General features: G+C 65.5%; 25 protein-coding genes and 1 tRNA gene. 14 read left to right on the forward strand and 12 right to left on the reverse strand.

Annotated features, from left to right (window positions below; translation table 11 throughout):
- Positions 1 to 17 precede the first annotated feature (17 nt).
- The 4 genes from hisH to RQG77_RS17075 all read right to left on the reverse strand — a co-directional run bounded on the left by hisH (position 18) and on the right by RQG77_RS17075 (position 2,799).
- The gene (hisH, locus tag RQG77_RS17060; protein WP_311245798.1) at positions 18 to 659 is read right to left on the reverse strand and encodes an imidazole glycerol phosphate synthase subunit HisH; all 642 of its coding nucleotides are present in this window, start codon (positions 657 to 659) and stop codon (positions 18 to 20) included.
- On the reverse strand, positions 656 to 1,273 hold the full coding sequence (gene hisB, locus RQG77_RS17065; RefSeq protein ID WP_311245799.1) for an imidazoleglycerol-phosphate dehydratase HisB: 618 nt from the start codon (positions 1,271 to 1,273) through the stop codon (positions 656 to 658). Before hisB ends, hisH begins: the two co-directional genes overlap by 4 nt.
- A complete protein-coding gene (locus RQG77_RS17070; RefSeq protein ID WP_311245800.1) occupies positions 1,270 to 2,364 on the reverse strand; it encodes a histidinol-phosphate transaminase in 1,095 nt (364 codons plus the stop codon). The genes hisB and RQG77_RS17070 overlap by 4 nt, the downstream gene beginning before the upstream one ends.
- Before the next feature lie 72 nt (positions 2,365 to 2,436).
- The gene (locus RQG77_RS17075) at positions 2,437 to 2,799 is read right to left on the reverse strand and encodes a LysM peptidoglycan-binding domain-containing protein (protein ID WP_311245801.1); all 363 of its coding nucleotides are present in this window, start codon (positions 2,797 to 2,799) and stop codon (positions 2,437 to 2,439) included.
- A 282-nt stretch (positions 2,800 to 3,081) separates the two neighbouring features.
- On the opposite strand from RQG77_RS17075, the gene lexA reads away from it, so the two are divergent.
- Together lexA and RQG77_RS17085 are read left to right on the forward strand one after the other, a co-directional pair.
- Entirely contained in the window at positions 3,082 to 3,768 is a 687-nt protein-coding gene (lexA, locus tag RQG77_RS17080) for a transcriptional repressor LexA (RefSeq protein ID WP_120493959.1), read from the forward strand.
- A 45-nt stretch (positions 3,769 to 3,813) separates the two neighbouring features.
- Positions 3,814 to 5,673 (forward strand): prolyl oligopeptidase family serine peptidase, encoded by a 1,860-nt coding sequence (locus RQG77_RS17085; protein ID WP_311245802.1) that lies wholly within the window; start codon positions 3,814 to 3,816, stop codon positions 5,671 to 5,673.
- On the opposite strand, the gene smpB is transcribed toward RQG77_RS17085, so the two are convergent.
- The 3 genes from smpB to ftsE all read right to left on the reverse strand — a co-directional run bounded on the left by smpB (position 5,674) and on the right by ftsE (position 8,223).
- A complete protein-coding gene (smpB, locus tag RQG77_RS17090) occupies positions 5,674 to 6,150 on the reverse strand; it encodes an SsrA-binding protein SmpB (RefSeq protein WP_056312202.1) in 477 nt (158 codons plus the stop codon).
- Positions 6,151 to 6,250: 100 nt separating this feature from the next.
- Positions 6,251 to 7,165: a permease-like cell division protein FtsX gene (gene ftsX, locus RQG77_RS17095; protein ID WP_311245803.1), complete on the reverse strand. Its 915-nt coding sequence runs from the start codon at positions 7,163 to 7,165 to the stop codon at positions 6,251 to 6,253.
- Entirely contained in the window at positions 7,162 to 8,223 is a 1,062-nt protein-coding gene (ftsE, locus tag RQG77_RS17100) for a cell division ATP-binding protein FtsE (protein WP_311245804.1), read from the reverse strand. Before ftsE ends, ftsX begins: the two co-directional genes overlap by 4 nt.
- A gap of 138 nt (positions 8,224 to 8,361) precedes the next feature.
- Here ftsE and RQG77_RS17105 point away from each other — a divergent pair, with 138 nt between their 5' ends.
- Together RQG77_RS17105 and RQG77_RS17110 are read left to right on the forward strand one after the other, a co-directional pair.
- On the forward strand, positions 8,362 to 9,822 hold the full coding sequence (locus RQG77_RS17105; protein WP_311245805.1) for a DUF2510 domain-containing protein: 1,461 nt from the start codon (positions 8,362 to 8,364) through the stop codon (positions 9,820 to 9,822).
- 23 nt (positions 9,823 to 9,845) lie between these two features.
- Positions 9,846 to 10,982 (forward strand): DUF2510 domain-containing protein, encoded by a 1,137-nt coding sequence (locus RQG77_RS17110; RefSeq protein WP_311245806.1) that lies wholly within the window; start codon positions 9,846 to 9,848, stop codon positions 10,980 to 10,982.
- 7 nt (positions 10,983 to 10,989) lie between these two features.
- On the opposite strand, the gene prfB is transcribed toward RQG77_RS17110, so the two are convergent.
- Complete coding sequence (gene prfB / locus RQG77_RS17115; RefSeq protein WP_311245807.1) at positions 10,990 to 12,099, reverse strand: peptide chain release factor 2; 1,110 nt, start codon at positions 12,097 to 12,099, stop codon at positions 10,990 to 10,992.
- Positions 12,100 to 12,206: 107 nt separating this feature from the next.
- Here prfB and RQG77_RS17120 point away from each other — a divergent pair, with 107 nt between their 5' ends.
- Both RQG77_RS17120 and RQG77_RS17125 read left to right on the forward strand, forming a co-directional pair.
- Positions 12,207 to 13,439, forward strand: a complete 1,233-nt coding sequence (locus RQG77_RS17120; RefSeq protein ID WP_311245887.1) for an MFS transporter — start codon at positions 12,207 to 12,209, stop codon at positions 13,437 to 13,439.
- Positions 13,436 to 13,990 carry an NUDIX domain-containing protein gene (locus RQG77_RS17125; RefSeq protein WP_311245808.1) on the forward strand — a complete coding sequence of 185 codons (555 nt, stop codon included), beginning with the start codon at positions 13,436 to 13,438 and terminating at the stop codon, positions 13,988 to 13,990. The genes RQG77_RS17120 and RQG77_RS17125 overlap by 4 nt, the downstream gene beginning before the upstream one ends.
- A gap of 16 nt (positions 13,991 to 14,006) precedes the next feature.
- Here RQG77_RS17125 and RQG77_RS17130 read toward each other — a convergent pair whose 3' ends face one another.
- Positions 14,007 to 14,393 (reverse strand): hypothetical protein, encoded by a 387-nt coding sequence (locus tag RQG77_RS17130; protein WP_311245809.1) that lies wholly within the window; start codon positions 14,391 to 14,393, stop codon positions 14,007 to 14,009.
- Positions 14,394 to 14,626: 233 nt separating this feature from the next.
- Here RQG77_RS17130 and RQG77_RS17135 point away from each other — a divergent pair, with 233 nt between their 5' ends.
- From RQG77_RS17135 to RQG77_RS17165, 7 genes are all read left to right on the forward strand, one after another.
- Complete coding sequence (locus RQG77_RS17135; protein ID WP_311245810.1) at positions 14,627 to 15,262, forward strand: hypothetical protein; 636 nt, start codon at positions 14,627 to 14,629, stop codon at positions 15,260 to 15,262.
- 84 nt (positions 15,263 to 15,346) lie between these two features.
- The gene (locus RQG77_RS17140; protein WP_311245811.1) at positions 15,347 to 16,192 is read left to right on the forward strand and encodes a hypothetical protein; all 846 of its coding nucleotides are present in this window, start codon (positions 15,347 to 15,349) and stop codon (positions 16,190 to 16,192) included.
- An 853-nt stretch (positions 16,193 to 17,045) separates the two neighbouring features.
- Positions 17,046 to 18,080 carry a DUF2971 domain-containing protein gene (locus RQG77_RS17145; protein ID WP_311245812.1) on the forward strand — a complete coding sequence of 345 codons (1,035 nt, stop codon included), beginning with the start codon at positions 17,046 to 17,048 and terminating at the stop codon, positions 18,078 to 18,080.
- A gap of 128 nt (positions 18,081 to 18,208) precedes the next feature.
- Positions 18,209 to 18,463 carry a recombinase family protein gene (locus tag RQG77_RS17150; RefSeq protein ID WP_311245813.1) on the forward strand — a complete coding sequence of 85 codons (255 nt, stop codon included), beginning with the start codon at positions 18,209 to 18,211 and terminating at the stop codon, positions 18,461 to 18,463.
- Positions 18,464 to 18,543: 80 nt separating this feature from the next.
- On the forward strand, positions 18,544 to 18,852 hold the full coding sequence (locus tag RQG77_RS17155; protein ID WP_311245814.1) for a recombinase family protein: 309 nt from the start codon (positions 18,544 to 18,546) through the stop codon (positions 18,850 to 18,852).
- A gap of 14 nt (positions 18,853 to 18,866) precedes the next feature.
- A complete protein-coding gene (locus tag RQG77_RS17160; RefSeq protein ID WP_311245815.1) occupies positions 18,867 to 19,088 on the forward strand; it encodes a hypothetical protein in 222 nt (73 codons plus the stop codon).
- A gap of 36 nt (positions 19,089 to 19,124) precedes the next feature.
- Positions 19,125 to 19,763: a DUF6998 domain-containing protein gene (locus RQG77_RS17165; RefSeq protein ID WP_311245816.1), complete on the forward strand. Its 639-nt coding sequence runs from the start codon at positions 19,125 to 19,127 to the stop codon at positions 19,761 to 19,763.
- Positions 19,764 to 19,791: 28 nt separating this feature from the next.
- Here RQG77_RS17165 and RQG77_RS17170 read toward each other — a convergent pair whose 3' ends face one another.
- The 3 genes from RQG77_RS17170 to RQG77_RS17180 form a co-directional block, all read right to left on the reverse strand.
- Complete coding sequence (locus RQG77_RS17170; RefSeq protein WP_311245817.1) at positions 19,792 to 20,745, reverse strand: restriction endonuclease subunit S; 954 nt, start codon at positions 20,743 to 20,745, stop codon at positions 19,792 to 19,794.
- The gene (locus tag RQG77_RS17175; RefSeq protein ID WP_311245818.1) at positions 20,742 to 22,616 is read right to left on the reverse strand and encodes an N-6 DNA methylase; all 1,875 of its coding nucleotides are present in this window, start codon (positions 22,614 to 22,616) and stop codon (positions 20,742 to 20,744) included. The genes RQG77_RS17170 and RQG77_RS17175 overlap by 4 nt, the downstream gene beginning before the upstream one ends.
- Before the next feature lie 136 nt (positions 22,617 to 22,752).
- Complete coding sequence (locus tag RQG77_RS17180; RefSeq protein ID WP_311245819.1) at positions 22,753 to 22,998, reverse strand: hypothetical protein; 246 nt, start codon at positions 22,996 to 22,998, stop codon at positions 22,753 to 22,755.
- Positions 22,999 to 23,066: 68 nt separating this feature from the next.
- Here RQG77_RS17180 and RQG77_RS17185 point away from each other — a divergent pair.
- Positions 23,067 to 23,148: transfer RNA gene (locus tag RQG77_RS17185), tRNA-Leu, on the forward strand.
- Positions 23,149 to 23,186: the final 38 nt, after the last annotated feature.

Raw genomic sequence — 23,186 nt, forward strand, 5'->3', positions numbered from 1 at the left:
GACCAGCGCGTCCTGCCTCAGGAACGCAGGCTGTCGACCCAGTTGCGGAGCAGTTGAATACCGGCCTCGCCGGACTTCTCGGGGTGGAACTGCGTGGCCGAGAGCGGACCGTTCTCTACCGCTGCGAGGAACGGATCGCCATACGTGCTCCACGTCAGCACCGGCTGCGGGAACGGCGGGATGACGTCGAGCTCCCATGACTGCGCGGCGTACGAGTGCACGAAGTAGAAGCGCTCGTTCTCGATCCCCTTGAAGAGCACCGAGTCGGGGCCGGGCTCGACCGTGTTCCAGCCCATGTGCGGCAGCACCGGAGCGTTCAGCTCGGTGACGGCTCCCGGCCATTCACCGAGGCCTTCCGAATCGTGGCCACGCTCGACGCCGTGGGAGAAGAGCACCTGCATGCCGACGCAGATGCCGAGGACAGGGCGTCCACCGGCGAGCCGCCGATCGATGATCTCGTCACCGCCATGGGCGTGCAGCGCGTCACGAACGGCCTGGAAGGCGCCGACGCCCGGAACCACGAGGCCGTCGGCTTCGAGCGCCTCCTTGCGGTCGCGCGTGAGCACGGCATCCGCCCCCGCCGCGACGAGAGCCTTCACTGCAGAGTGGACGTTGCCGGACTCGTAATCGAAGACGGCGACCCGAGGAGCTGCACTCACAGCGCACCCTTCGTCGACGGGATACCGTCGACCAGCGGGTCGAGCGCCTTGGCCTGGCGGAACGCACGCGCGAAGGCCTTGTACTCGGCCTCGGCGATGTGGTGCGGGTCGCGCCCGCCGAGCACACGCACATGCACCGTGAGACCGGCGTTGAACGTGATGGCTTCGAACGAGTGCCGCACGAGCGAGCCCGTGAAGTGACCGCCGATGAGGTGGTGCTCGAAGCCGGCGGGCTCTCCGGTGTGCACGAGGTACGGGCGGCCCGAGATGTCGACGACGGCCTGTGCCAGCGCCTCGTCGAGCGGGACGAGGGCGTCGCCGTAGCGGGAGATCCCCGACTTGTCGCCCAGCGCCTCTCGGATCGCCTGGCCGAGCACGATCGAGATGTCTTCGACGGTGTGGTGCGCGTCGATCTGCGTGTCACCCGATGCGCGCACGGTGAGGTCGGTGAGCGAGTGCTTCGCGAAAGCCGTCAGCATGTGGTCGAAAAACGGCACCGACGTGTCGATGCGGCTCGCACCGGTGCCGTCGAGGTTCAGCTCGAGCTCGACGGTGGACTCCGACGTGCTGCGCACACGCGTGGCGGTGCGCGGGTTCTGGGCGGGGGTGCTCATGAAGCCGATCCTATCGAGGCGAGGGCATCGAGGAACGCGGTGGTCTCCGCCTCGGTGCCGGCGGTGACGCGGAGGTGTCCGGGGATCCCGACGTCGCGGATCAGCACTCCCCGGTCGTACAGCTGCTGCCAGACCTTCTGGGGCTCTGCCACTCCCCCGAACAGGACGAAGTTCGACCATGACTCGTGCGGGGTGTAGCCGAGCGCCTCGAGGGTCGCGGAGATGCGATCGCGCTGCTCGACGATCTCCTCGACCATGCCCAGCATCACGTCCGAATTGCGAAGCGCTGCGACGGCCGCGGCCTGCGTCAGCGCACTCAGGTGGTAGGGCAGCCGCACAAGGCGCAGGGCGTCGATGAAGGCGGGATCGGCGGCGAGATAGCCCACGCGGGCGCCCGCGAACGCGAATGCCTTGCTCATCGTGCGGGAGACCGCGAGACGCGGGCGCCCCTCGAGCAGGGTCAGCGCAGAGGCTGCGTCGCGTGGCGCGAACTCCTGGTATGCCTCGTCGACCACGACGATCCCTCGGGACGCCTCGTAGACGGCCTCGACGACGTCGAGGCCGAGCGGCGTGCCCGTCGGGTTGTTCGGCGCGCACAGCAGGATGACGTCGGGGTCGACTTCCGCGACCTGCGCGGCCGCCTCGTCCGGGGTGATCGTGTAGTCGGGCTCCCGGGTGCCCGCGATCCACCGTGCTCCCGTGCCCTGCGAGATCAGCGGATACATCGAATAGGTCGGAGCGAAGCTGAAGGCCGTGCGGCCAGGGCCGCCGAACGCCTGGAGGATGTGCTGCAGCACCTCGTTCGACCCGTTGCCCGCCCAGATCTGGCCGGCATCGAGGCCGTGACCGAGGTACTCGGCGAAGCCCTCACGCAGTGTGGTGAACTCGCGGTCGGGGTAGCGGTTGACGTCGCGAAGCGCGACCGCGATGTCATCGAGGATGTCGCTTGCGACGGCATCCGGAACCGGATGCGTGTTCTCGTTGACGTTGAGGGCGATCGGAAGCGGCGCCTGGGGAGCTCCGTATGGCGTGAGCCCACGGAGGTCGTCGCGAAGCGGGAGGTCAGCGAGTGATGCAGTCACCCTTCCCATGGTAGGCGGCGTGAACATCAAAGATGCGCGCGGTGACGGAGAATGAAGCCCGCCCGATGGCCCGCCGATCGCTCATTCCGAGTACTGTGCGGGGATCGCCAGTTCCTGGCCGATCTGGAGAGCGCCACCCCGGAGCAGGTTCAGTCGGGTGATGTCTCCGATGACCTCGCGCGGGTCTGCACCGGGTGCGATGCCCTCGGCGATCGACCAGAGCGTGTCGCCCGGCATCACGGTCACTGTCGCGAAGGAGGCCGTCGCGACCTGTTCGCCCGAGGCCATCGCGCTGCCGCCGCTCAGCGCGGCGAAGGCGATGCCCACCGCGAGCGGGACTGCGGCCAGTGCGAGCACGACGCGACGACCGCGCACCGTCAGGCGGAGCTTCGTCGCCGGACGTGCCGGGAGGACTGCTGCGTCGCTGAAGGTGATGGTGCTCATGTCGTGCTCCTCTGCATCTACCGCGTGGGCGGTGAAGTTGGCGTAGCGTTCGCATCCGCGGCTCGGCCGGGAGCCGTGAATGCGAAGCTACGTTCCGAAGTTATCTTCGAATTCGAACATCTGTCAAGCGTTCTTCGAAAAAGTGACCCGCGAATCAGGAGACACGCTCGAACAGATCTTCCACATCTGGCCGATTCTCGGATACGGTTTCGATACGAACACCCCATCACGGGCCTCCGACATTCGAACTGAGACGCCGGAATCGCACACCTGAGGAGCACCATGAGCGACAACTCCGCCACCGACGCCGACGTCCCGCGCACCCGTCGCCGGAAGAGCCTGAGCCCCAAGCAGATGGCTATCCTCGAGGTCATCCAGACGTCGATCAGCAGGTACGGCTACCCGCCGAGCATGCGCGAGATCGGAGACGCGGTCGGACTCAAGTCGCTGTCGAGCGTGACGCATCAGCTCGGACAGCTCGAGCTCAGCGGCTACCTGCGCCGCGACCCCGGCAAGACCCGTGCCATGGAGGTCCTGATCGATCTTCCCGGCACCAGCGGCGAGAACCCGGCAGACGTCGCGACGCCCGTGGGCGATGCCGCACTGGTTCCCCTGGTCGGCCGGATCGCCGCCGGCGTGCCGATCACCGCCGATCAGCAGGTCGAGGAGATCTTCCCGCTCCCCCGCCAGCTCGTCGGCAAGGGCGATCTCTTCATGCTCAAGGTCTCGGGAGAGTCGATGATCGACGCTGCCATCTGCGACGGCGACTGGGTCGTCGTCCGCTCGCAGGGCAGCGCGGAGAACGGCGAGATCGTGGCGGCGATGCTCGACGGCGAGGCCACGGTCAAGGTCCTCCGCCGCCGTGACGGCCACACCTGGCTGCTGCCGCGCAACTCGGCATTCGAGCCCATCCTCGGCGACGAGTCCGTCATCCTCGGAAAGATCGTCGCGGTACTGCGCGCCGTCTGACAGCATCCGAACGCGCGATGCAGGAGCCACGCCTAGGCTCGAGGCATGTCATCGCCGTTCGGTACCTGGCCATCCCCTTTCTCCGCGGCCCGAATCGCCGCGTCATCTCCGAGGATCGACGGCTCCGCCTTCGTCGGCGACGAGATCTGGTGGGGTGAGTCGGTTCCTTCCGAGGGCGGCCGACTCACCGTGCGCAGCTCGACCGGCGCCGAGATCCTCCCGGCGCCCTGGAGCGCCCGCTCCCGCGTCCACGAGTACGGCGGCGGAGCCTGGACCGCGGATGCCGACGGCACGCTCTACTTCGTCGACGCGAAGTCTCAGCGGGTGCACCGGATGCGCCGCGGAGACGAGCCCGAGCCGCTCACTCAGGAAGGCCCAGCCCACGGCGGCCTGAGGCTGCAGCAGGGGCGTCTGCTCGCCGTCCGCGAGGACCTCGCCAGCGCCCCTCATCGCCGCGGCATCGTCGAGATCCCCGTCGACGGCTCCGCGGCCGAGGCGCCGTCGCTGGTGACGACCGTCGTCGAAGGCGAAGGCTTCTACGCGCACCCGGCGTTGTCACCCGGCGGGTCACGGATCGCCTGGGTGCAGTGGACGAGCGCACGGATGCCGTGGCAGCATGCCACACTCGCCATCTCCGACGGGGTCGACACCGTCGAGCTGTCCACGCGCGCAGCCCTGCAGCCCGAGTGGATCGGAGACGACGAGCTGCTGTACGCGGACGACCCGACCGGTCGCTGGGCGCTGCATCGCGTGCAGGTGGACCCTCTCGGCGCCGTACGGCCTGCCGTCCGTGTCGACGACGTCGACGCCGACACCGGATACGGCCTGTGGGTACTGGGCAACCGCTGGTATCGGCCGATCGACGACGGCCGGATCGTCGCGGTGCGCACGAACGGACGCGACGAGGTGGTCGTGATCGACGCGGACGGACGTGCCCGCACGCTCGCCGTCCCCGCCGACGGGCATGTCAGCGTCGACGACGTCTCGGGATCCCGAGTCCTGCTCTCGGGGAACAGCTCGACCACGACGCCCGGCGTATGGTGCATCGACGTCGACTCCGACGAGGTGTTCGCCGTCGCGGGCGCGGAGCCGACCGATCCGGGATGGATGCCACCGGCGTCGCCGATTCTCGTCGACGGCGTGCACGGCCCCGTACACGCGTTCGCCCATCCGCCGGCACACCCCTCTGCGTCGGCTCCGGCAGGAGAGCTTCCTCCCTACGTGGTGCTCGTCCACGGCGGCCCCACGGCGCATGTGACGGGCGCCGCATCGGCCGTGATCTCCTTCTACACGAGCCGCGGCATCGGTGTGCTCGATGTGAACTACGGCGGTTCCACCGGATACGGGCGCGCGTACCGCGAACGCCTCGACGGAGAGTGGGGCGTGGTCGACGTCGACGACGTGATCGCAGCCGCTCGTGGCCTCGCCGAGACGGGTGTCGCGGATCCCGCGCGCATCGCGATCCGCGGTGGCTCCGCCGGTGGCTGGACGGTGCTCTCCGCTCTCGTGCGCGGCGGGGCGTTCGCCGCGGGGATCAGCCGATACGGGGTCGCGGACCTCCGGATGCTGGCCGAGCACTCCCCCGACTTCGAAGCGCACTACATCGAGGGCCTTGTCGGCCCGCTGCCCGAGGCCGAGGCGCTGTACGTCGACCGCTCCCCGCTGACGCACGTCGATCGGATCGACGTGCCAGTGCTGATCATGCAGGGCGCGGACGACCGTGTCGTGCCGCCGGCGCAGTCGGAGGCCCTGCGCGACGCCCTGGAGGCCCGAGCCATCGATCACGAGTACGTCCTGTACCCGGGCGAGGGACACGGGTTCCGCTCGACCGAGACGATCGTGGACGCCCTCGAGCGCGAGCTCGCGTTCCTCGGGCGTGCGTTCGGATTCACCCCGTCGAGCTGATCAGTCTCCGGTGCGGTTGCGCAGGCGCATCGCCCGCTCGGCCTCACGCGTGTCCTGACGTTCGCGCAGGGTCTGACGCTTGTCGAACTCGCGCTTTCCCTTCGCGAGAGCGATCTCGACCTTGGCGCGCCCGTCGGAGAAGTACAGCTTGAGGGGGATCAGGGTGTAGCCGCCGGCGGACACGGCATGCTGCAGCTTCGCGATCTCCTCGCGGTGCAGCAGCAGCTTGCGGATGCGCTTCGCGGAATGGTTCGTCCAGTGACCCTGCGAGTACTCCGGTATGTGCACGGAGTCGAGGAAGACCTCGTTCCCCTTGACGAACGCATATCCGTCGCTCAGGTTCGCGCGCCCCTGTCGCAGCGACTTCACCTCGGTGCCGGTGAGCACCATCCCCGCCTCGTACGACTTCTCGATGTTGTAGTCGTGACGTGCGCGACGATTGGTCGCGATGACCTTCTCCCCGCGTTCCCTGGGCATGATTCTCTCCTGATCCGCGTCGCGCAGTGGTTCCAGAGCCCGATCCGGGCGCACGACAGCCTGTCAGTCTATACCGACGACGCTCCCGCAGGCGACGCGGTCAGGTGCGCAGCCAGCGCCGGATGGCGAAGCCGGCCGACAGCGCCGCCAGGATCACGCCGATACCGATCAGTACGGGCACGACGACCGCGGCATCCTGCATCGTCACCCAGGTGGTGATGAACGGGACCCGCCCTCGCAGATAGCCGTTCACACCGAAGTGCACACCCGCGACCACGGCGGCGCTCGCGAGCACAGAGCCGAGGAACGCGGCGAACACGCCCTCGAGCACGAACGGCGTCTGGATGAAGCGGTTCGAGGCGCCGACCAGGCGCATGATGCCGATCTCCTTGCGTCTGGCGTACGCCGAGAGCCTGATGGTCGTGCCGATCAGGAGGATGGCGGCGATCAGCATGAGCACGGCGATGCCGACGGCGATGTACGTGGCGACCGTCAACGCGGAGAACAGCGGCTCGAGGTACTGGAGCTGGTCCGTGACCTGTTCCACGCCCGCCACGCCGTTGAACGCCTCGGCGATCACCTGGGACTGACCGGGGTCCTTCATGGTCACGAAGAACACCTCGAAGGCCTGCTCGGGGGTGATGACGCTCGCCTGTTCCTCACCCAGCTGCTCCACGAGCTTCGCGTACGTGTCCTCCTTGGAGTCGTAGCTTACCTCGCTGATGAGCGGTGCGAGCGCCTCGCCGTCGAGCTGGGCGCGCACGGCGTTGACCTGCTCTTCCGAGGCGCCGCCGTCGACGCACGTGTTCTGCTCCGAGATGTCGGAGCACATGTAGACAGCGACCTGAGCGCGCTCGGTCCAGTAGCCGCGCATCGTGCCGATCTGGGCCTGCATGAGGATCGCGGCGCCGACGAACGTCAGCGACACGAAGGTGACGAGAACGACGGAGATGACCATCGAGATGTTGCGCCGGAGGCCACCGAGTGCCTCGGTGAGGATGAGTCCGATTCTCATGAGGTCGGCCCCACTTCCTCGGCGCCGTCGTCGGACAGACCGAGACGATCGGCGACCCCGAGTTCGGCGACGTCGACCTGCGGAAGCAGGATCGGATGCGTGAGCGGACCGACGGATGCCGGCGCTTCCGCGGGCCTCTCGTCGGCGATCGGCGGCTCGATGGGAGCGGCCTGCGCCTCAGGAGTCTCGGATGCCGTGGGCACGGCGTCGGCGGATGCGGCGGCGGCCTTGCGCTGTGCGCTGAGCTCCTCCGCGAGCGCAGCACGCACGACCGACAGGTCGGCGGTCTGGCGCTGCACCTCCTGCACCGCGGTGAGAGCTGCGGCTGCCGCGGCTCCCCGAACCTCTTCGGGGACGAGACGGGGGATGTTCGAGGTGTCGCCGTATCCGCCGTGCACCTCGTCTCGCACCATCTCGCCGTCACGGAGCTCGATGACTCGACGCTGCATCTGATCGACGAACGCGGCCTCGTGCGTGGCCATGAGAACGGTGGTGCCGCCGGCGTTGATCCGCGCGAGCAACTGCATGATGTCGACCGAGGTCGCCGGGTCGAGGTTTCCCGTGGGCTCGTCCGCGAGCAGCACCTGAGGCCTGTTCACGAGCGCCCTGGCGATCGCGACGCGCTGCTGCTCTCCACCGGACAGCTCATGCGGCATCCGCTTCTGCTTGCCGTCGAGCCCGACCAGTGCAAGCGCCTCGGGCACGGCCTGCTGGATGAATCCGCGCGAGGATCCTGTCACCTGCAGCGTGAACGCGACGTTCTGATAGACGGTCTTCGACGGCAGGAGGCGGAAGTCCTGGAACACGGACCCGATGTGGCGACGGAAGTACGGCACCTTGCGGTTCGCGAGCGATCGCAGGTCGCGACCGAGAACGGCGACGCGGCCGGTGGTGGGCACGTCCTCTCGGAGGATGAGTCGCAGACAGGAGGACTTGCCGGACCCCGATGCACCCACGAGGAAGACGAACTCCCCGCGTTGCACTTCGAAGTCGACAGCGGACAGAGCGGGCCGTGAGGTCCCGCGGTAGCGCTTCGTGACGTTCTCGAACCGAATCATGGCTGTTCGAGCCTAAGCGCGCCGTGTCCCGTGCTCGCGAGCGACACCCCGCGCACCCCCGGAGTGTCGTCCCGCACTGCTATACATGGAGGTGCCGATCCATGCCGTCTGCGTGGACCACAACTCCGAGGGGGAACCATGACGACGCCTGCAGGCTGGTATGACGACGGATCCGGGCGCCAGCGCTGGTGGGACGGCACGCAGTGGACCGAGCATTTCGCTCCGGTCGCGGAGTCGGCAGCGGCCGAGACGGAGTCTGCGGCATCCGAGCCTGAGGCCGTGACGACCGAAGCCGACGCATCGTTCTCTGACTCCGCTGCGGCTGGCTATGACGCCGCAGCTGACGGTGCCGCCGCAGTCGATACGACCCCCGAGTCCGCAGCAGCCGCCGAGACCGCGGCAGCGCTCGACTCCGTGGCGGCCGTCGAGAGCCCTTCGTGGAACGCGCCCGCCGCCGAGTCCGTCGCAGCCGACGCTGGCTCCGACTCCTCATCGCCCGCCGATGAGGTCGCAGCTCCCGATTCCGCCGCATCGTGGTCGGCCCCCGAGACTCCTTCCGATGCCTCGTCGACGAATTACACCGCGCCCGGTGCCACCCCGCCCCGTGCCACCCCGCCGCTCGACGGCAACGTCCCGCCGTACGCGAATGCCGCACCCGCCTACCCCGGCAGCGCGCCCGCCTACCCCGGTGCCGCGGATGCAGGACAGACCCAGGCCTACCCCGCACCCGGCTATCCGGGAGCGGCGCCCAGCCACCCCGGCGCGAGCGCCTACGCGCCTGCAGGCCAGGCCTACGGCGCCGCCGGCGGCTACCCGCCCGCTTACGGAGGCGCCGCACCTGCAGCGCCCACCAAGCCGTCCATCCTCGGCATCGTCGGTCTCGGGCTCGCAGCCCTCGGCACGATCCTGTCGTGCATCCCCGTGATCTTCGGATTCGGATGGCTGCTGCTCGCGGCGGGCTTCATCGTGTCGCTGATCTCCCTCTTCCTCAAGGGCAAGAAGTGGCCGGGCATCTCGGGCCTCATCCTCTCTGTGGTCGGTGCGGTCATCGCGATCGTGATGTTCTTCGTCATCGTGTTCGCGACGGTCTCGGAAGTCGTGCGCGATCTTCCGACCGCTCCGCCGTCCAGCGACTCCGACACCGACAACGGCACCGACCCCGGTACCGACGAGGGCACCGACGACCCAGACACCGCCCCCACGGATGTCGTCGAGGGCGAGCTCGGCTCCCCCGTCACGATCGAGCAGATGTCGGGCACGAGCGAGGTCACGATCAACTCGGCCACGTGGGCGACGTCGGACGGATCGAGCATCCCCTCCACCAACGGCGGCTACGTGATCCTCGATGTCACGTTCACCGGCGTCTCGGGCACGAGCTACATCAACCCGTTCTACTTCGCGCTCGAGACCGCCGAAGGCGCCGAAGGCACCTACGACTACTACGTCGACGGAATCGTGACGGAGGAGCTCGCCGCGGGAGACACCGTCAGCGGCAAGATCACCTTCGACGTCGCGCAGAGTTCCTCGTACGTGATCACCTTCACGGATGAACTCCTGCAGGACGTCGCACGCGTCTCGTTCACTCCGTCGGCCGGCTGAGCTTCGAGCACGGAGCACCAGTCATGTCGACCCCGGCGGGGTGGTACGACGACGGTTCAGGCCGGCAGCGCTGGTGGGACGGAGTCGCGTGGACGGAGCACACCGTAACGGCGCAGGCTCCGACCGCCGCGCCAGCATCTACCATCACGCAGCAGCCGGAATCCCCACAGCAGCAGGTAGCACCACAGGACACAGCCGCTGAAGGCATCGCTGCGCCCGCTGTCGACTCCTCCGGGCAGTCGACGGCGGGCGTGGATCCGGTCGTAGACAGCCTGGCGTCCCCCGCGACCGAGTCCGCGACGTTCGAGCCACCGTACGTTCTGCAGACGGCGAACTCGGCGGATGCGCACCCCGGGCCCGCTGCAGGTGCGCCCGTCTGGGGCCAGGCACCGATGTACGGCCAGCAGGACACGGCCTACCCCGCGCAGGGTCTGGGTGCTCCCTTCGGGGCGCCCACTCCCCCGCCGGCGAAGCCGAAAGTCTCCGTTCTCGGCATCATCGGTCTCGGCGTCGCGGCGATCGGATTCGTCCTCTCCTGCTTCCCGTCGATCGCGCTCGCAGGCTGGGTGCTGTTGGGACTCGGTTTCGTCGTCTCGCTGGTGTCGGTGTTCCGCCGTGGGACGAAGTGGCCGGGAATCGTCGGCATCGCCGTGAGCGTTCTCGGGAGCATCGTCGCGATCGCGGTGATGCTCCTGTCGCTGAGCGTGGCCGCGCCCGGCGCGACAGTACCGACGTCATCGCCCGGCTCCTCGTCGTCCGACGGCGGAGAGCCCGACGAGTCGGCGGCGGAGGGTGCCGAGAGGGTCTACATCAACGACCTCGAGGTCGGGCACTGCCTCCCCCTGGTCGAGTGGGAGGACGAGGTCTACGACCTTCCCGTCGTGCCGTGCGATCAGCCGCACACCGACGAGGTCTACTTCATCTTCGATGCGCCGGACGGCGACTTCCCCGGCGACGCCGAGCTGCAGACCCTCGCCACCGAGCGCTGCGACGCCGCCTTCGAGGAGTTCATCGGCATCCCGTATGCGGACTCCGAGCTCGACAACTACTGGTTCGTGCCCACCGAGACGTCATGGAAGCGCATGAACGACCGCGCCATCCAGTGCATCGTGTTCGACTACGAAGAGGTCACGGGAACGTTCGAAGGCGCCGCCCGCTGAGACGAGCTCAGTCCTCGTCTTTGCGCTTGCGCCAGCGGATGCCCGCCGAGATGAACCCGTCGAGATCGCCATCGAACACGGCAGCGGGGTTGCCCGACTCGTGTCCGGTGCGCAGATCCTTGACGAGCTGCTGACCGTAGAGGAAGTACGAGCGCATCTGGTCGCCCCAGCTCGCCGTGATGTTGCCGGCGAGTTCCTTCTTCTTCGCGGCTTCCTCCTCCTTCTGGAGCAGCAGGAGGCGGGTCTGCAGCACGCGCATGGCTGCCGCACGGTTCTGGATCTGCGACTTCTCGTTCTGCATCGAGACGACGATGCCGGTCGGGAGGTGCGTCAGGCGCACGGCGGAGTCGGTGGTGTTGACCGACTGGCCACCCGGGCCGGACGAACGGAACACGTCGACTCGGATGTCGCTCTCGGGGATGTCGACCTCGGTCGCCTCCTCCATGAGCGGGATGACCTCGACCGCGGCGAACGAGGTCTGCCGCTTGTCGGCAGAGCCGAACGGGCTGATGCGGGCCAGACGGTGAGTGCCGGCCTCGACCGAGACGGTGCCGAACGCGTACGGCGCGTCGATCTCGAACGTCGCCGACTTGATGCCGGCGCCCTCGGCGTACGAGGTGTCGAGAACCTTGACGGGGTACTTGTGACGCTCGGCCCACCGCAGGTACATGCGCATGAGCATCTCGGCGAAGTCGGTGGCGTCGTCGCCACCGGCACCCGAGCGGATCGTGATGATGGCCGAGCGCTCGTCGTACTCGCCGTCCATCAGCGTCTGGACCTCGAGCTGGTTGATGATCTCGGTGAGAGCGTTGAGTTCGGCGCGCGCCTCGACAGCCGATTCCTCATCGCCCATCTCGTTCGCGAGCCCGACCAGAACCTCGAGATCGTCGAGTCGCGAGCCGATGCCCTCGACCCTCGCGAGCGCCGACTGGCGGTGGCTCAACGCGCTGGTCACCTTCTGGGCGCGCTCGGGGTCGTCCCAGAGGTCCGGCACGCCGGCTTCCTCGCTGAGACGTGCGATGTCGGAACGGAGCGTATCGACGTCGATGACCTCGCGAATGTCACCGTAGGTGAGTCGCAGGGCCTGGATGTCGGCGGAGAGATCGAGTTCGAGCATGTCGCGTCCAGCCTAACGTGCTGCCTGTGCGGGCGGGGACGGGTTCGAACGGGAGTAGCGTGAAACGAGTGAGCAGCGCATCAACGGTCCTGAGACGATTCGGGCCGATGGTGTACCTCCCCACCGTCCTCTTCTCGCTCGGCGAAGGCGCGGTCATCCCGCTGATCCCCGTGATCGCGGCGCGCATGGGGGCGGATGTGGCGTTCGCCGCACTCGTCGCCTCCGCGCTGGTGGTGGGTCAGCTGTGCGGAAACCTACCCGCCGGCTGGGCCGTGTCACGCATCGGCGAGCGGTTCACGATGGTCATCGCGGGAGTGATCGCAATCGGCGCGGGTGTCGGCATGGTCTTCGCTCCGTCGCTGGGCGTGCTCGCGGCATCCGTCTTCCTCCTCGGCTTCTGCGCCGCTGCCTTCGGTCTCGCCCGTCACGCCTTCATGACGACGAGGGTGCCGATCGCGTTCCGCGCCCGCGCGCTCTCGCTGCTGGGCGGCAGCTTCCGTCTCGGGATCTTCATCGGCCCGTTCGTCGCCGCGGGCCTCCTGCAACTGTTCGGGTCAGAGACCGCGGCGATCTGGTTCTTCCTCGGCTGCCTCGTCGTCATGGTGCTGCTGGTGCTGTTCGGTCCGGATCCCGAGAAGACGATCGCACCGACCACCCCGGTGCGCACCGCTCCCCTGTCTGAGGACTCGGGCGAGCCGGTCACCGGTTCGATCCCGACCGTCGGTCGTACGGGCATCTTCCGCACGATGTGGCAGCAGCGCGCCGTGCTCGGCCGCCTCGGCCTCGCCGCCGCGTCACTCTCGGCGGTGCGATCGGCGCGGCAGGTCGTGCTCCCGCTGTGGGGTCTCTCGCTCGGCCTCGATGCGTCGACCATCGCCCTCGTCGTCGGAATCTCGGGGGCGATCGACTTCGCCCTGTTCTACGCGAGCGGGCAGGTGATGGACCGGTTCGGTCGCCTCTGGGCGGCGATGCCGGCGATGGTCCTCATGGGCGCGGGGTTCCTCGCGATGTCGTTCACCCATGACCTCGATGCCGCGGTGCTGTGGTTCGGCATGTTCGCCGCGGTGCTCGGCGTCGGCAACGGCCTGTCGAGCGGCATCCTGCTGACGCTCGGGGCCGACGTCGCTCCGAAGACCGAACCCGCCGCGTTCCTCGGCTCGTGGCGCACGTTGACGGATGCCGGTGGGGCCATCGCTCCCCTGATGGTGTCGGGGATCATCGCGATCGCGTCCCTGCCGATAGCGGCCGCGGCCATGGGGGTGATCGGCCTGGTGGGCGCCGGAGGCTTCATCCGGTGGATCCCCCGGTTCGTTCCCCGCACGAAAGAGGAACCGTCGTGAGCGCTGATCTCGCCGCAGATGTACGTCGTCTGGTCCTCGGGGCCGCGGCGGCCTCCGACCACGAGCGGGCGGCGCGGGCCGACTTCGCGACTTTCTTTCCCGACGAGCATGGCCCCGTGTCCCGCGACGACGGCCCCGACCACGCCACGGCGTCAGCACTCGTGTTCGACCAGACACTCACCCGCACGCTGCTCGTGTTCCATACCAAGGGCCAGTTCTGGGTCCAGCCCGGCGGGCATCTCGAGACCGTCGATGCGTCGATCGCGGATGCCGCGCTGCGCGAACTGCGGGAGGAGACCGGTGTCGTCGTGTCGGGTCTGGCCGAGTCTCTCGTGTACGACCTCGACCATCACGGGCTCTCGTCCGCTTTCGGCCGTTGTTCCTCGCATCTCGACATCGGGGTCGCCGTCGTCGTCTCGGAAGACGCCGCGCTCGTTGTGAGCGACGAGTCCGAGGATGTGCGATGGTGGCCGATCGATGCGTTGCCGGCGCAGGTTCCCCAGGGGTTCGAGGAGCGAGTGCGCCTCCTTCGTGATCGCGTGGCGGGCTGAGCTCATTCCCGCGGCCTCACCGCAGTGCGGTGCGGCTCGTGCCCGTCGCCTCCAATCGCACTCCCTCAGGTACGAAAAGAGACACGAGGGGCGGATGCCAGTCGGCGGCGATGATGCTCACTCGCGCCGAGAGCTCGTCGGGCGCCGTCGCTGATACGAGCGACGCGCCGCCCGGCATCTCCGCCAGCAGCGCCACGGCCCGTTCTCGCACCCCGTCATCGGTGAGGTTGGCCGGCACCATGTCTCCCTCGACCACCAGCGTGAAGCCGTCCGCTCCGGCGAGCGCCGCTACGTCGGCGAGGGCATCGAGCCGCTTCTGGGCGATGTACAGGTCGGTAGCGCAGACGCTCACGAAGATAAGAGCGAGCGCGAGAAGCGCGTACCCCAGGGTCAGGAGCAGCACGCTCCCCTCGTCGTGACGAACGCCTCGACTCACCCCGACCCCCACAGACGCGAGACCTTCTGCACTGTTGACCCCTCCACGGCGATCGATGCGGCCTCGTCGAGCCCGAGTCGGGAACATCGACCGCATCGCGGTCCCGATGGAGTTCAAGAAGTCAGGTTCGTACAAGCGCCTGAGAGTGCGCGAACGCGCCTAGGACGCCTACTAGCGCGACGTGACGCTACCCTTCGGGTGTGAGCGAAGAAGCAAAGGATCACCCCGGGAGCATGACCGGTCAGGTGGTGGCTGGAAGCGTCGTGACGTTGCTGGGCGTTGTTGGTGGGTGGATCGGGTCAACGCTCGCAGAAGCGAAAGCGCCGTTCTGGTGGTACCTCGGGTTCCTCCTTGGAGCCGCAGTCATCGCAACGGTCATCTACACGCCCTGGAGGCACGGTGTCTGGGGCTCGATCAGGCATTGGCGACCGTTCACCACGGCTCGCACTCTCGACTCCGCCCGGAACGCAGGGCGCGATGAGGCGCTGGCAGAGGTCGAGGCGCAGCGCTTCGAGGCACGAAAGCACTCACCGCACTGGATCGCCGCCGTGCTGGGCAAGGAGAGCATCCAGTTCTGGATCGCAAATGCCGAAGCGTGCGGCGTCGTGCGAGACGTTCAGATCCGGGCGGAATCGAGCGAGTTCACGTTCGAGGACAAGACCTTCATTCGCGGTGACTTCCCCGATGGGATGCACACCATGTTTGGTAGCCCCACTTCGGCAGGCCGCCGGTTTGGCGTCACCTTCGATCTGACCTGGTTTGACGAGAACGGTGACAAGTGGACGGGCCAAACCCAACTGCCGAAGGAGCCGCGTGGAGCCGCGATCGTCTACTAACTTCGGTCTGGGGAGCCGGTGCGCGATTTTGCACGCGCCTGGCGTTGCCAATGAGGTGTCGGCACATCGCGATAATCTCGGACCATGACGATCGACAACCGGACTCCGTGGGTGCAGTCCACGGCAGGGATCGTTGTCGTTAACGGAGTAGTCACCGCTGTCGTAAGTGCGGTCGTGACGTGGATCATCAACAACGCGACCTCTCTACCCTGGGTCTGGATCTTGCTGACCTTCGCGGGCATCGCGGTCGTCGTGTTCTTGGGATTGTCGTTCGTTCGGCAACGGCTTCGTGAAGTGATCTGGCGGCGTCCATGGCGTTGGCTCAGCGGGCTCCGCGTTACGAGTCAAGCCAGCCGCAAGGCCCACGTCGATCGCGTCGTTGAGGACGCGACGCGCCTGATCTCCATTGAGAAGGACGCGGCGGCGGAGCTGGCCAGGAACCAGATCATCGGGCTACAGCAGGAGAACGCGAAGCTGTCGTTGGCCAACTTGGAGCAGAAGACTTCGTTGCGCAGTCTTGAAGCGCGGCTCGAAGCAAGCGAGCGTGATGTGGCCGACGCGAAGGCTTCGCCGAGAGCCGGACTGCCCGGCCCAGAGCCTCGTTGGTCCTTCGTTAATTTCGGTGCAGTCAACGACCTTGGCCGCGTCAAGTACGGGTTCAGAAACCTAGTACCTGGGAGCGTTGCGTACAACGTGCGGGTCGAGGCGCTTCGTGGGGGTTTCACCTTTGCCGACGCGGCCTTCTGGGACGACCTTTCTGGCCTTGCTCAAGGTGATTTTGAAGGGACTGTCGTCGGGAAGGGCGCGACCCAGGGAGTCTCGCTTCGGCTGGGGTGGTACGACGAAGCCCATGTTTGGCGCTTCGACGACTTCCGGATACGGCCGACACGTCCAGACGTGTGGTCGTCCGCCGAAGAAACACCGTTCTGACATGGCCGAGTCTTCAAGCATCACTACCGCGTGCGTGAGATCACGTTGACGAATCAGGACGTTGCATTTTGGAGCGTCGTCGCTTAGGTCATCCCCGTAGCCGCGTTGGCCCTCGCGCTCGAAGCGCAGTTACTCGCGAAGCGGCTCAGCAAGCAAGCCGCCCGATCGGCAAGAAGATATGGGCAGGTGTGGGCCGCATGGTTGCTCATCACTTGGCTGTCGCTCTCGTCAGTGCTGTTCAGCGCGCTCCAACGCCTAGCGAGCGATCCACTTACGCCTGATCGCGTCACCACCAGCACCGACGCGGGGACGATCATCGCGATCTTGGCTATCGTCAACGCCTTTTCTGATGGTCGCATACCTGCCGATCGCGCGCGTCGTCTCGGCGACTGCGACACCTCGAGGCACGGTTGCCCCGTTCGCATACCGCTGGTCGCGCGGCAATCGTCTTATCCGAACGCCTGAACAGGAAGTCGCCGGGTTCGCTCCTGATTACTCCGAAAACCGAGGCGGTCGACTTGATCTGTTGATGCGGTCTGCGGATCTGCTGGTGCTGCTCGGACCAGCACAGGGCGACCTAGCCTTCGCGGAGAAGCGCCTTGCCGCCGGCGGCTTCACACCGTCGCAGTCGAAGGAGCAAAGGGAGGCTATCGATCGCTCACGCGCGCGTATAACCTGTCGAAGCAGATCACCTACGCGATGCCGCTCGACTGATCCGCGAGATGGTTGGTGAGGGGTTTTCCGGCACTATCCTCCTCACCAATGCTGGGATTGGGTTCCCAGCACCGAAAGACCCCCGGTCACGAACCAGGGTTTTTCGGTGGCGACGGTTCCGAATCGATAGCATCGACCAATGGACCTCCCTGTTCTCGACGCCGAAGTCCTCCTCCACCCAGGCGAGGCTCATCCAGAACATCACGATTTCGTGCGCATGCACTTCGACCCGGAAAGGGCACAAGGCACGGTGTGGCACTACACCGATGCAGCTGGGCTCCTCGGAATCCTAAACTCGGGCCAGTTGTGGGCAACAGCGTCACTCGCCCTCAACGACGCTTCTGAAGTCAGCTATGGCGAACGTCTGATCAGAGATGTGTGGGCCGCAGCGAACAAAGAAGGTCTCCCCGACGCTTGCAGGCGCTACACCGAGTACGCGCTCGACTTTGCTTTCGATGACTTCGCCGCAGAGGGCCTCTTTTCAGTCTCGGCTAGCCTCGACGGTGACCTTCTTAGCCAATGGCGAAGTTACGGCGGCGCTGACGGGTTCGCAATTGGAATTGATGCTGAGTCCTCCCTCGCGCCTCTACTTCCTGGTTCGCTGAACCCGCTCGAAACGCCGCCAGAGACCGCACCAAACGAGGCAGGCTTTCACCTCGTGTTTGATCCGACCAGTCCGCCCTCCCAACTCTTCGTAGTGCCCGCGTGGAACGCTGTCAGATATGACCTAGCCTCGCAGTACGCGCTGGCAACGGCTGTGCTACAGGACACGATCCAAAGCACACCCGGTCCGGAGGACTGGGAAAAGCGAACGGACGAGTGGCCCTCACATGTTGTATCTACACGGAGCTACTTGCTGCACGCTGCCGCACTGATGAAGCATCCTGCGTTCGTTGATGAACGGGAAGTCCGACTGCTGTGCAGCAAGGCATACGTAGGAGACATCGAAGAGTATCGCGCTAGCGAAGGGCGGCTCATCCCGTACGTTCCCATTGCTAAGGCGAGCGAATCGCACCGGTGGTTCGCAAGCGACTCCACCGCACTTCCGATTGTGGCGGTACGCTACGGACCTGCTAGTGACGAGCGCGGCCTGCGCGTGGCGGAGTCTTTGCTCGCTCGCCGCGGCTACACAAACGTTTCCATCGACCGGTCATCCATCCCGATTGCTTTCTAGACATCAGTTCCGCACGAAATGCTCATCTGTCGGCAGAAGCCGTAACCATCAACGGCTGTCCAGCGTGGACGCCGCCATCAGGCGAGTGGGCGTTTGCTCGAAGGGCCACCTTCAGGAAGAAACACCTTATGACGGCCATGGTTGGCTACCTGCGCGCGTCCACCGAAGAACAAGCGAACAGCGGACTCGTGCTGGAGGCGCAGCGCGACACCATCCAGCGTTACGCCGACGCGCATGGCTGGGACGTGATCTGGTTCGAGGGTGCGGGCCTGAGTGCCAAGTCGCTTGCCCGCCCTCAGATGCAGGCCGCGCTCGACCGGCTCAACGCCTCGCCGAACGTCGTGACGTGGACGGCATCGTGGTCGCCAAGCTCGACCGTCTGAACCGTAGCGTCGTGGACTTCGCAAGCGTGCTAGATCTCGCCCGCGCCCGGAAATGAGCACTCGTCGCTATCGACCTTGGCGTGGACACCTCCACACCCACCGGCGAGCTGGTCGCCAATGTAATGATGTTAGTTGCGCAGTGGGAGCGCCGTGTGATCGGTGAGCGCACGTCTGCCGACATGCAAGCCGCAAAGCGTCAGGGTCGGCATATGAGCCGAGTGTCGGCACTGGCGGAGGCTACCGGCGCACGGCTCCTGACCCTCAGAGCTACGCGCACCCTCGCGGCCACGGCCGAGCCGCTCAACGCCGAAGGCCTTGTCACGGCGACCGGCACAAAATGGACTGAGAATGCCGTCTGCAAGACGCACAAGCGTCTTGTTGGGGCATGACTACACTCTGACGCATGACGACGATCTACACGACCCAAGAGTGGAACGGCTACGGAAAGCAGAACTACTACTGGAACGAGTACCGGCGCGAAGGCGACACCGTTGTCAAGTACAAGTGCAATCGCTTCAAGTTCTTTGATGGCGACGAGAGCACTTGGCAGCATGGCGAGACGCCGGAGGGCTCCTGGGCGATCGACGACTCGAGCATGCCTGATTGGCTGAGGCAGTACCTCTAGATCGCCTCGCGAGCACTGATCGACCTAGGAGCACCCATGAGCAAGCTCATCGACCACGACACCGAGCCCGCCGGTGTGCTGCCCTACGTCACCCGGCTGTCGGTGAAGCATCTGCTTCTACTAGAAGCCAGCGTCGTGAAGGAGCTTCGGCGACGCAAGCTGGTGCGGACCAACAACAAGCCGCTGGGAGACATCGCAGAGCATGTCGTATGGCTGGCGCGTGGCGGAGTACTGGAACCCAACTCAACCAAATCGCACGACATCACGACGGCATCCGGGCACCGACTCCAGGTCAAGGCTATGGCCAACCGTTCGGCCGGAGCCGGGGCACGCTTCAGCCCGTTCCGGAGCGCGGGCTACCACACGGCGGTGTTCCTGGTATTCGACACCGAGGTTGAGATCACGGAGGCGTTCGAGGTTGAGGCTGACCGGATCGAGGAGCACGTGCGCTTCGTGCCGCATGTAGCTGGACGCCAGCCGAGCCTGACGCAGGTGCGCACACTGGGCGCTGACGTGACCGCTGAGATGCGGTCAGCATACGCACGCATCGACGGCACCCACTCTCGCCTGCGCGTATTCGACCCTTCAACACCAACCGCTGAGGTCAATGATGCGGAAGGGCACTATAAGTTGGCGCTGGACAGCCGAGTCCCTCACGGACTGAACCGCAACTAGGGCGCAAGATCATGGCTGTCGTGTCAATTCAGGACGGAGCCAGTGCGCGTCTTGCCAGCACCTCCGCCACGAATGCCGGTGGCGCCGCCGGAACAAGTAGGGAGGTCAATGTTCGATTGGCCTGCCGCCCGTATGAGTACCGATACTTGTTCGCCTCGATTGCTAGCTTCCACCACAGCAGCTCTCCGGTCGACATCGCGGTCTTCGGCGTGAGTACCGCGACGTGGAAACCTGTCACGTAGGGCTCGTCATGAAAGAAGGTTGCAAGTGGCGTCGCACCGAGCGCAACCGACAGCGTGCCTGCTTGCGCTGGCGTGACGCCGCTCGGGGGCATCACTCGCCCGGCGATTCCGTTGTCCTTCGTCTTTCTGCTGACGAAGTTGACTCCGTCTGGCGCAAAGGCTGGGGTCAACTTGCTCAGAGTGAGAGCGTGGCCCCCGCCAACCTCGAACAACTCCGAGATGGGCACGAGCTCGTCATGGGAACCGCTGTACACACCTGTGACTACGCCCACATCGGATACATCTTCCAGTGACAAGCTGGGAATCTTCGCTTGCTCAACCCACCCCGGGATATCGTCCGGAACGAGCAGGGTTCCCAGGGTCCGGTTAGCCTCGCGACCAAAGGCACTGTAGCGAAACGCGTTCGCTCGAATGCACATCGAGTAGTAGAGGCGTTGGTTCAGCGTCATCGTCGGTCGCTTCGGGCGGAGAACCGCAACGTTCTGACCCGTGTAGAAGGGTGTCTGCTGGACGTATGTCGATAGCAAGCGCGAACCTCCCAGGGCTACTGTGAGCGATCCCGCAGGGTACGGCTCGACGCCTGGGAGTCGCTTCACAAACCCGGCGACACCAGACCTACCGTTTAGTCCACCAATGCGCCCAACAAACGCCACTCCGTGCGAGCGTGGCACAGCGACCATCTTGTTCATATCGAGCTTGTTGCCGTACTCGACGTCGAACACTTCAGCCAGCGTGGTCATTCGTCGTTTCCTGACACCGCTTCGAGTGGGTCAGCCACAGAGTTGCTGAGTGAAAACAGGGCGTAGTCGAACAACACCCGCTGGAAATCCGATGCACCGAGTTGCGAATAATCCGTCTCCAAGTAGGCTTCGGCAACCCACTCATCGTCAGCATCTACGCGCTGCATGACCGACTCTCCGGCGTGGACCTCACGGTTACGATAGAGCTCGACCCATCGGTCGCGAACGTCCGGCCAAGTTCCATTCTTGTCCACACGTCCGAGGTTCTTGACCTTGACGAAGGTGTCCTCTCGCCAATAGCCGAACCACGTCTTCCGGTTCGACCTCGCGTGCGCCTCGTGCGCTTTGAACACCATGATGCAGGTGATGACGCCGACGGGATAGAACGCTTCCGGAGGCATGGACATGACGGCTTCGAGCGTATGCTTTTTCAGCAGATTCTTCTTGTGGATGCTCGGTGCTGTTGCGCAAGACACCGGGACGATAGCAATGCCCGTTCCGCCAGGCTCCAAGCAGTCGAGCATCTGCTCAACGAACCGTAATTCGTGGAGGTCCTCCTTCGACTTCGCGTAAGGCGGGTTGACCATTCCGATGTTGGCCTTGTGCGCCTTCACACCCTTGGCAATGGCGGTATCGAAGCACGATCCCTGGTAGAGATTCGCCTTACCGTCGCCGCGCAAGATCATGTTCGACGCGCCCAGAGCATACATGCTCGGATTCTGTTCGACGCCAATCAACCGGTGCCTCTTGATGTCGTCGACTTCGGTCTCTGTCGTCGCCGTCTTGATCATCTGCACCATAGATGAAATAAGGAATCCGCCGGTACCGGCACAGATGTCGAGTACCTTGTCGTCCTTGCTGACATTCGCAATCAGACCGAAGAGTTCCGTGACATGTCGAGGCGTCAGAACGATGCCGAGACCCTTGCCGTCCCCGCCGGTGTATTTGAGGAATTCGCCGTAGAACGCACCCACGACGTCGAAGTCGTGATAAATCGTCAGGAAGGGCATCACCTTGTCGGCAAGCATCGTGACGATCTCGTTCAGCAGGCCCTTCGGATACCCCTTCGTCGGCTTGCGCAGCTCGGGATGCACTTGGATGCCGGTAAACGGCTGAGTCATATTCTCGAGTTTGGCGACCGGCAGTTTGGCCTCCCGGATAACTCGCTTGATGGACTGGATCCAGAATTCGGGTAGCTCTGTCGCCGGGTATGAGTCGTACGTCTTGGCGAAAATCAGGTCGTTGAGCGCGATTAGCGTTCCAGCTACAGCGAGCGGCTTTTCCTTCTCTTCAAGCTCGGCTTCGTCGCGCATGAACTCGTGCATCTCCATGGAGAACGCGATGAGGTCCCGCTCTCGTTGGCGCTGAACCCGCGGGTCGAACGACGCTGCGGCGAACAGGTCGCCAAGCCCGACCATCGAGGTGATCGCAGCGCCAGTAGGCGAGACGAGATTGTGTTCCTGCGACGACCCCTTAGGAGTTACAAAGAACGACCACTCGTTTGATTGGGGCGTCCCCGACACCGCAATCGAGATCACCGTGTACACCGGCGAGAGGTGCCTCGCGTAGTGGATGACTCCATCGACCGCGAAGTCTCTCGGCTGATCACGATTCGCGGACTGGTGGTGCTTGATGTCCGCTTTGCACTCGATCAACACCACCATGTCCGGCGTGCCAGGATCGGTGATTATGAACTCCGGGTAACCAGCCGCCTTGCCCTTGCCAGTCTTCGAGGCCTTCGAGAGACCCTTGCGGATGTCCTGAACTACCGACTGCTGTTTCTCGACGACAATGGCGTCGGGATCGTCGTAGTAACCGAGGTCGCGCATGCGAGCCTCGACGAGGTCTTCCGTGATCCGTTCGTTAGCCATCGCGGTACCCAGCGGCGTCGGTCATTGCTCTCCCATGGTCGGAAACTCCATCCTGCCGTAGGCGAGCATCGTGCCCGGACACCCGAGCAGATCGAGCGTGTCGCCTGCCCGAGCATTCGAAAGCTTCATAGCACGTTTACGCGATTTTGCGAGGCAGGAGCATCAGGATCTGTTTTCGCCCTGCCTGCTCGATGAGGACGCGCTTCGCGTCTTCGCGTGAGTCTCCCGCCTGTGCGTGCAGGACTCCGGACAGTGGGGCTCCGTGCTCGATCGCGGCGACCACCTGATCGATGGCGCGGGTGAGACCCGGCAGCTGCAACCGGCCCGACATCTCTCCCAGCGCATCAGCCAGCGGTGATCCCGTGCCGACGTCGAACACCACCCGCGGCGCACCTGCGGGCGGATCCCCAGCATCGACGGATCCCCCGGTCAGTAGACTGATTTCACCGCGCGGGAGTGGTGAAATTGGCAGACACGCAGGATTTAGGTTCCTGTGCCCTAGGGCGTGTGGGTTCAAGTCCCACCTTCCGCACCGATCAGTCGCATGCCGTGCGGCCGACGACTTGACCG

The sequence above is a fragment of the Microbacterium sp. WCS2018Hpa-23 genome, from assembly GCF_031843845.1.
Taxonomy (GTDB): domain Bacteria; phylum Actinomycetota; class Actinomycetes; order Actinomycetales; family Microbacteriaceae; genus Microbacterium.

Bases quoted from the DNA above. Each gene is read 5' to 3' on its own strand.
- hisB (WP_311245799.1), bottom strand. From the start codon at position 1,273: ATGAGCACCCCCGCCCAGAACCCGCGCACCGCCACGCGTGTGCGCAGC.
- RQG77_RS17140 (WP_311245811.1), top strand. From the start codon at position 15,347: ATGACGATCGACAACCGGACTCCGTGGGTGCAGTCCACGGCAGGGATC.
- RQG77_RS17170 (WP_311245817.1), bottom strand. From the start codon at position 20,745: ATGACCACGCTGGCTGAAGTGTTCGACGTCGAGTACGGCAACAAGCTC.
- ftsE (WP_311245804.1), bottom strand. From the start codon at position 8,223: ATGATTCGGTTCGAGAACGTCACGAAGCGCTACCGCGGGACCTCACGG.
- RQG77_RS17105 (WP_311245805.1), top strand. From the start codon at position 8,362: ATGACGACGCCTGCAGGCTGGTATGACGACGGATCCGGGCGCCAGCGC.
- RQG77_RS17075 (WP_311245801.1), bottom strand. From the start codon at position 2,799: ATGAGCACCATCACCTTCAGCGACGCAGCAGTCCTCCCGGCACGTCCG.
- RQG77_RS17110 (WP_311245806.1), top strand. From the start codon at position 9,846: ATGTCGACCCCGGCGGGGTGGTACGACGACGGTTCAGGCCGGCAGCGC.
- smpB (WP_056312202.1), bottom strand. From the start codon at position 6,150: ATGCCCAGGGAACGCGGGGAGAAGGTCATCGCGACCAATCGTCGCGCA.
- prfB (WP_311245807.1), bottom strand. From the start codon at position 12,099: ATGCTCGAACTCGATCTCTCCGCCGACATCCAGGCCCTGCGACTCACC.
- ftsX (WP_311245803.1), bottom strand. From the start codon at position 7,165: ATGAGAATCGGACTCATCCTCACCGAGGCACTCGGTGGCCTCCGGCGC.
- RQG77_RS17175 (WP_311245818.1), bottom strand. From the start codon at position 22,616: ATGGCTAACGAACGGATCACGGAAGACCTCGTCGAGGCTCGCATGCGC.
- RQG77_RS17150 (WP_311245813.1), top strand. From the start codon at position 18,209: ATGACGGCCATGGTTGGCTACCTGCGCGCGTCCACCGAAGAACAAGCG.
- RQG77_RS17165 (WP_311245816.1), top strand. From the start codon at position 19,125: ATGAGCAAGCTCATCGACCACGACACCGAGCCCGCCGGTGTGCTGCCC.
- RQG77_RS17085 (WP_311245802.1), top strand. From the start codon at position 3,814: ATGTCATCGCCGTTCGGTACCTGGCCATCCCCTTTCTCCGCGGCCCGA.
- RQG77_RS17145 (WP_311245812.1), top strand. From the start codon at position 17,046: ATGGACCTCCCTGTTCTCGACGCCGAAGTCCTCCTCCACCCAGGCGAG.
- RQG77_RS17160 (WP_311245815.1), top strand. From the start codon at position 18,867: ATGACGACGATCTACACGACCCAAGAGTGGAACGGCTACGGAAAGCAG.
- RQG77_RS17120 (WP_311245887.1), top strand. From the start codon at position 12,207: ATGGTGTACCTCCCCACCGTCCTCTTCTCGCTCGGCGAAGGCGCGGTC.
- lexA (WP_120493959.1), top strand. From the start codon at position 3,082: ATGAGCGACAACTCCGCCACCGACGCCGACGTCCCGCGCACCCGTCGC.
- RQG77_RS17070 (WP_311245800.1), bottom strand. From the start codon at position 2,364: ATGGGAAGGGTGACTGCATCACTCGCTGACCTCCCGCTTCGCGACGAC.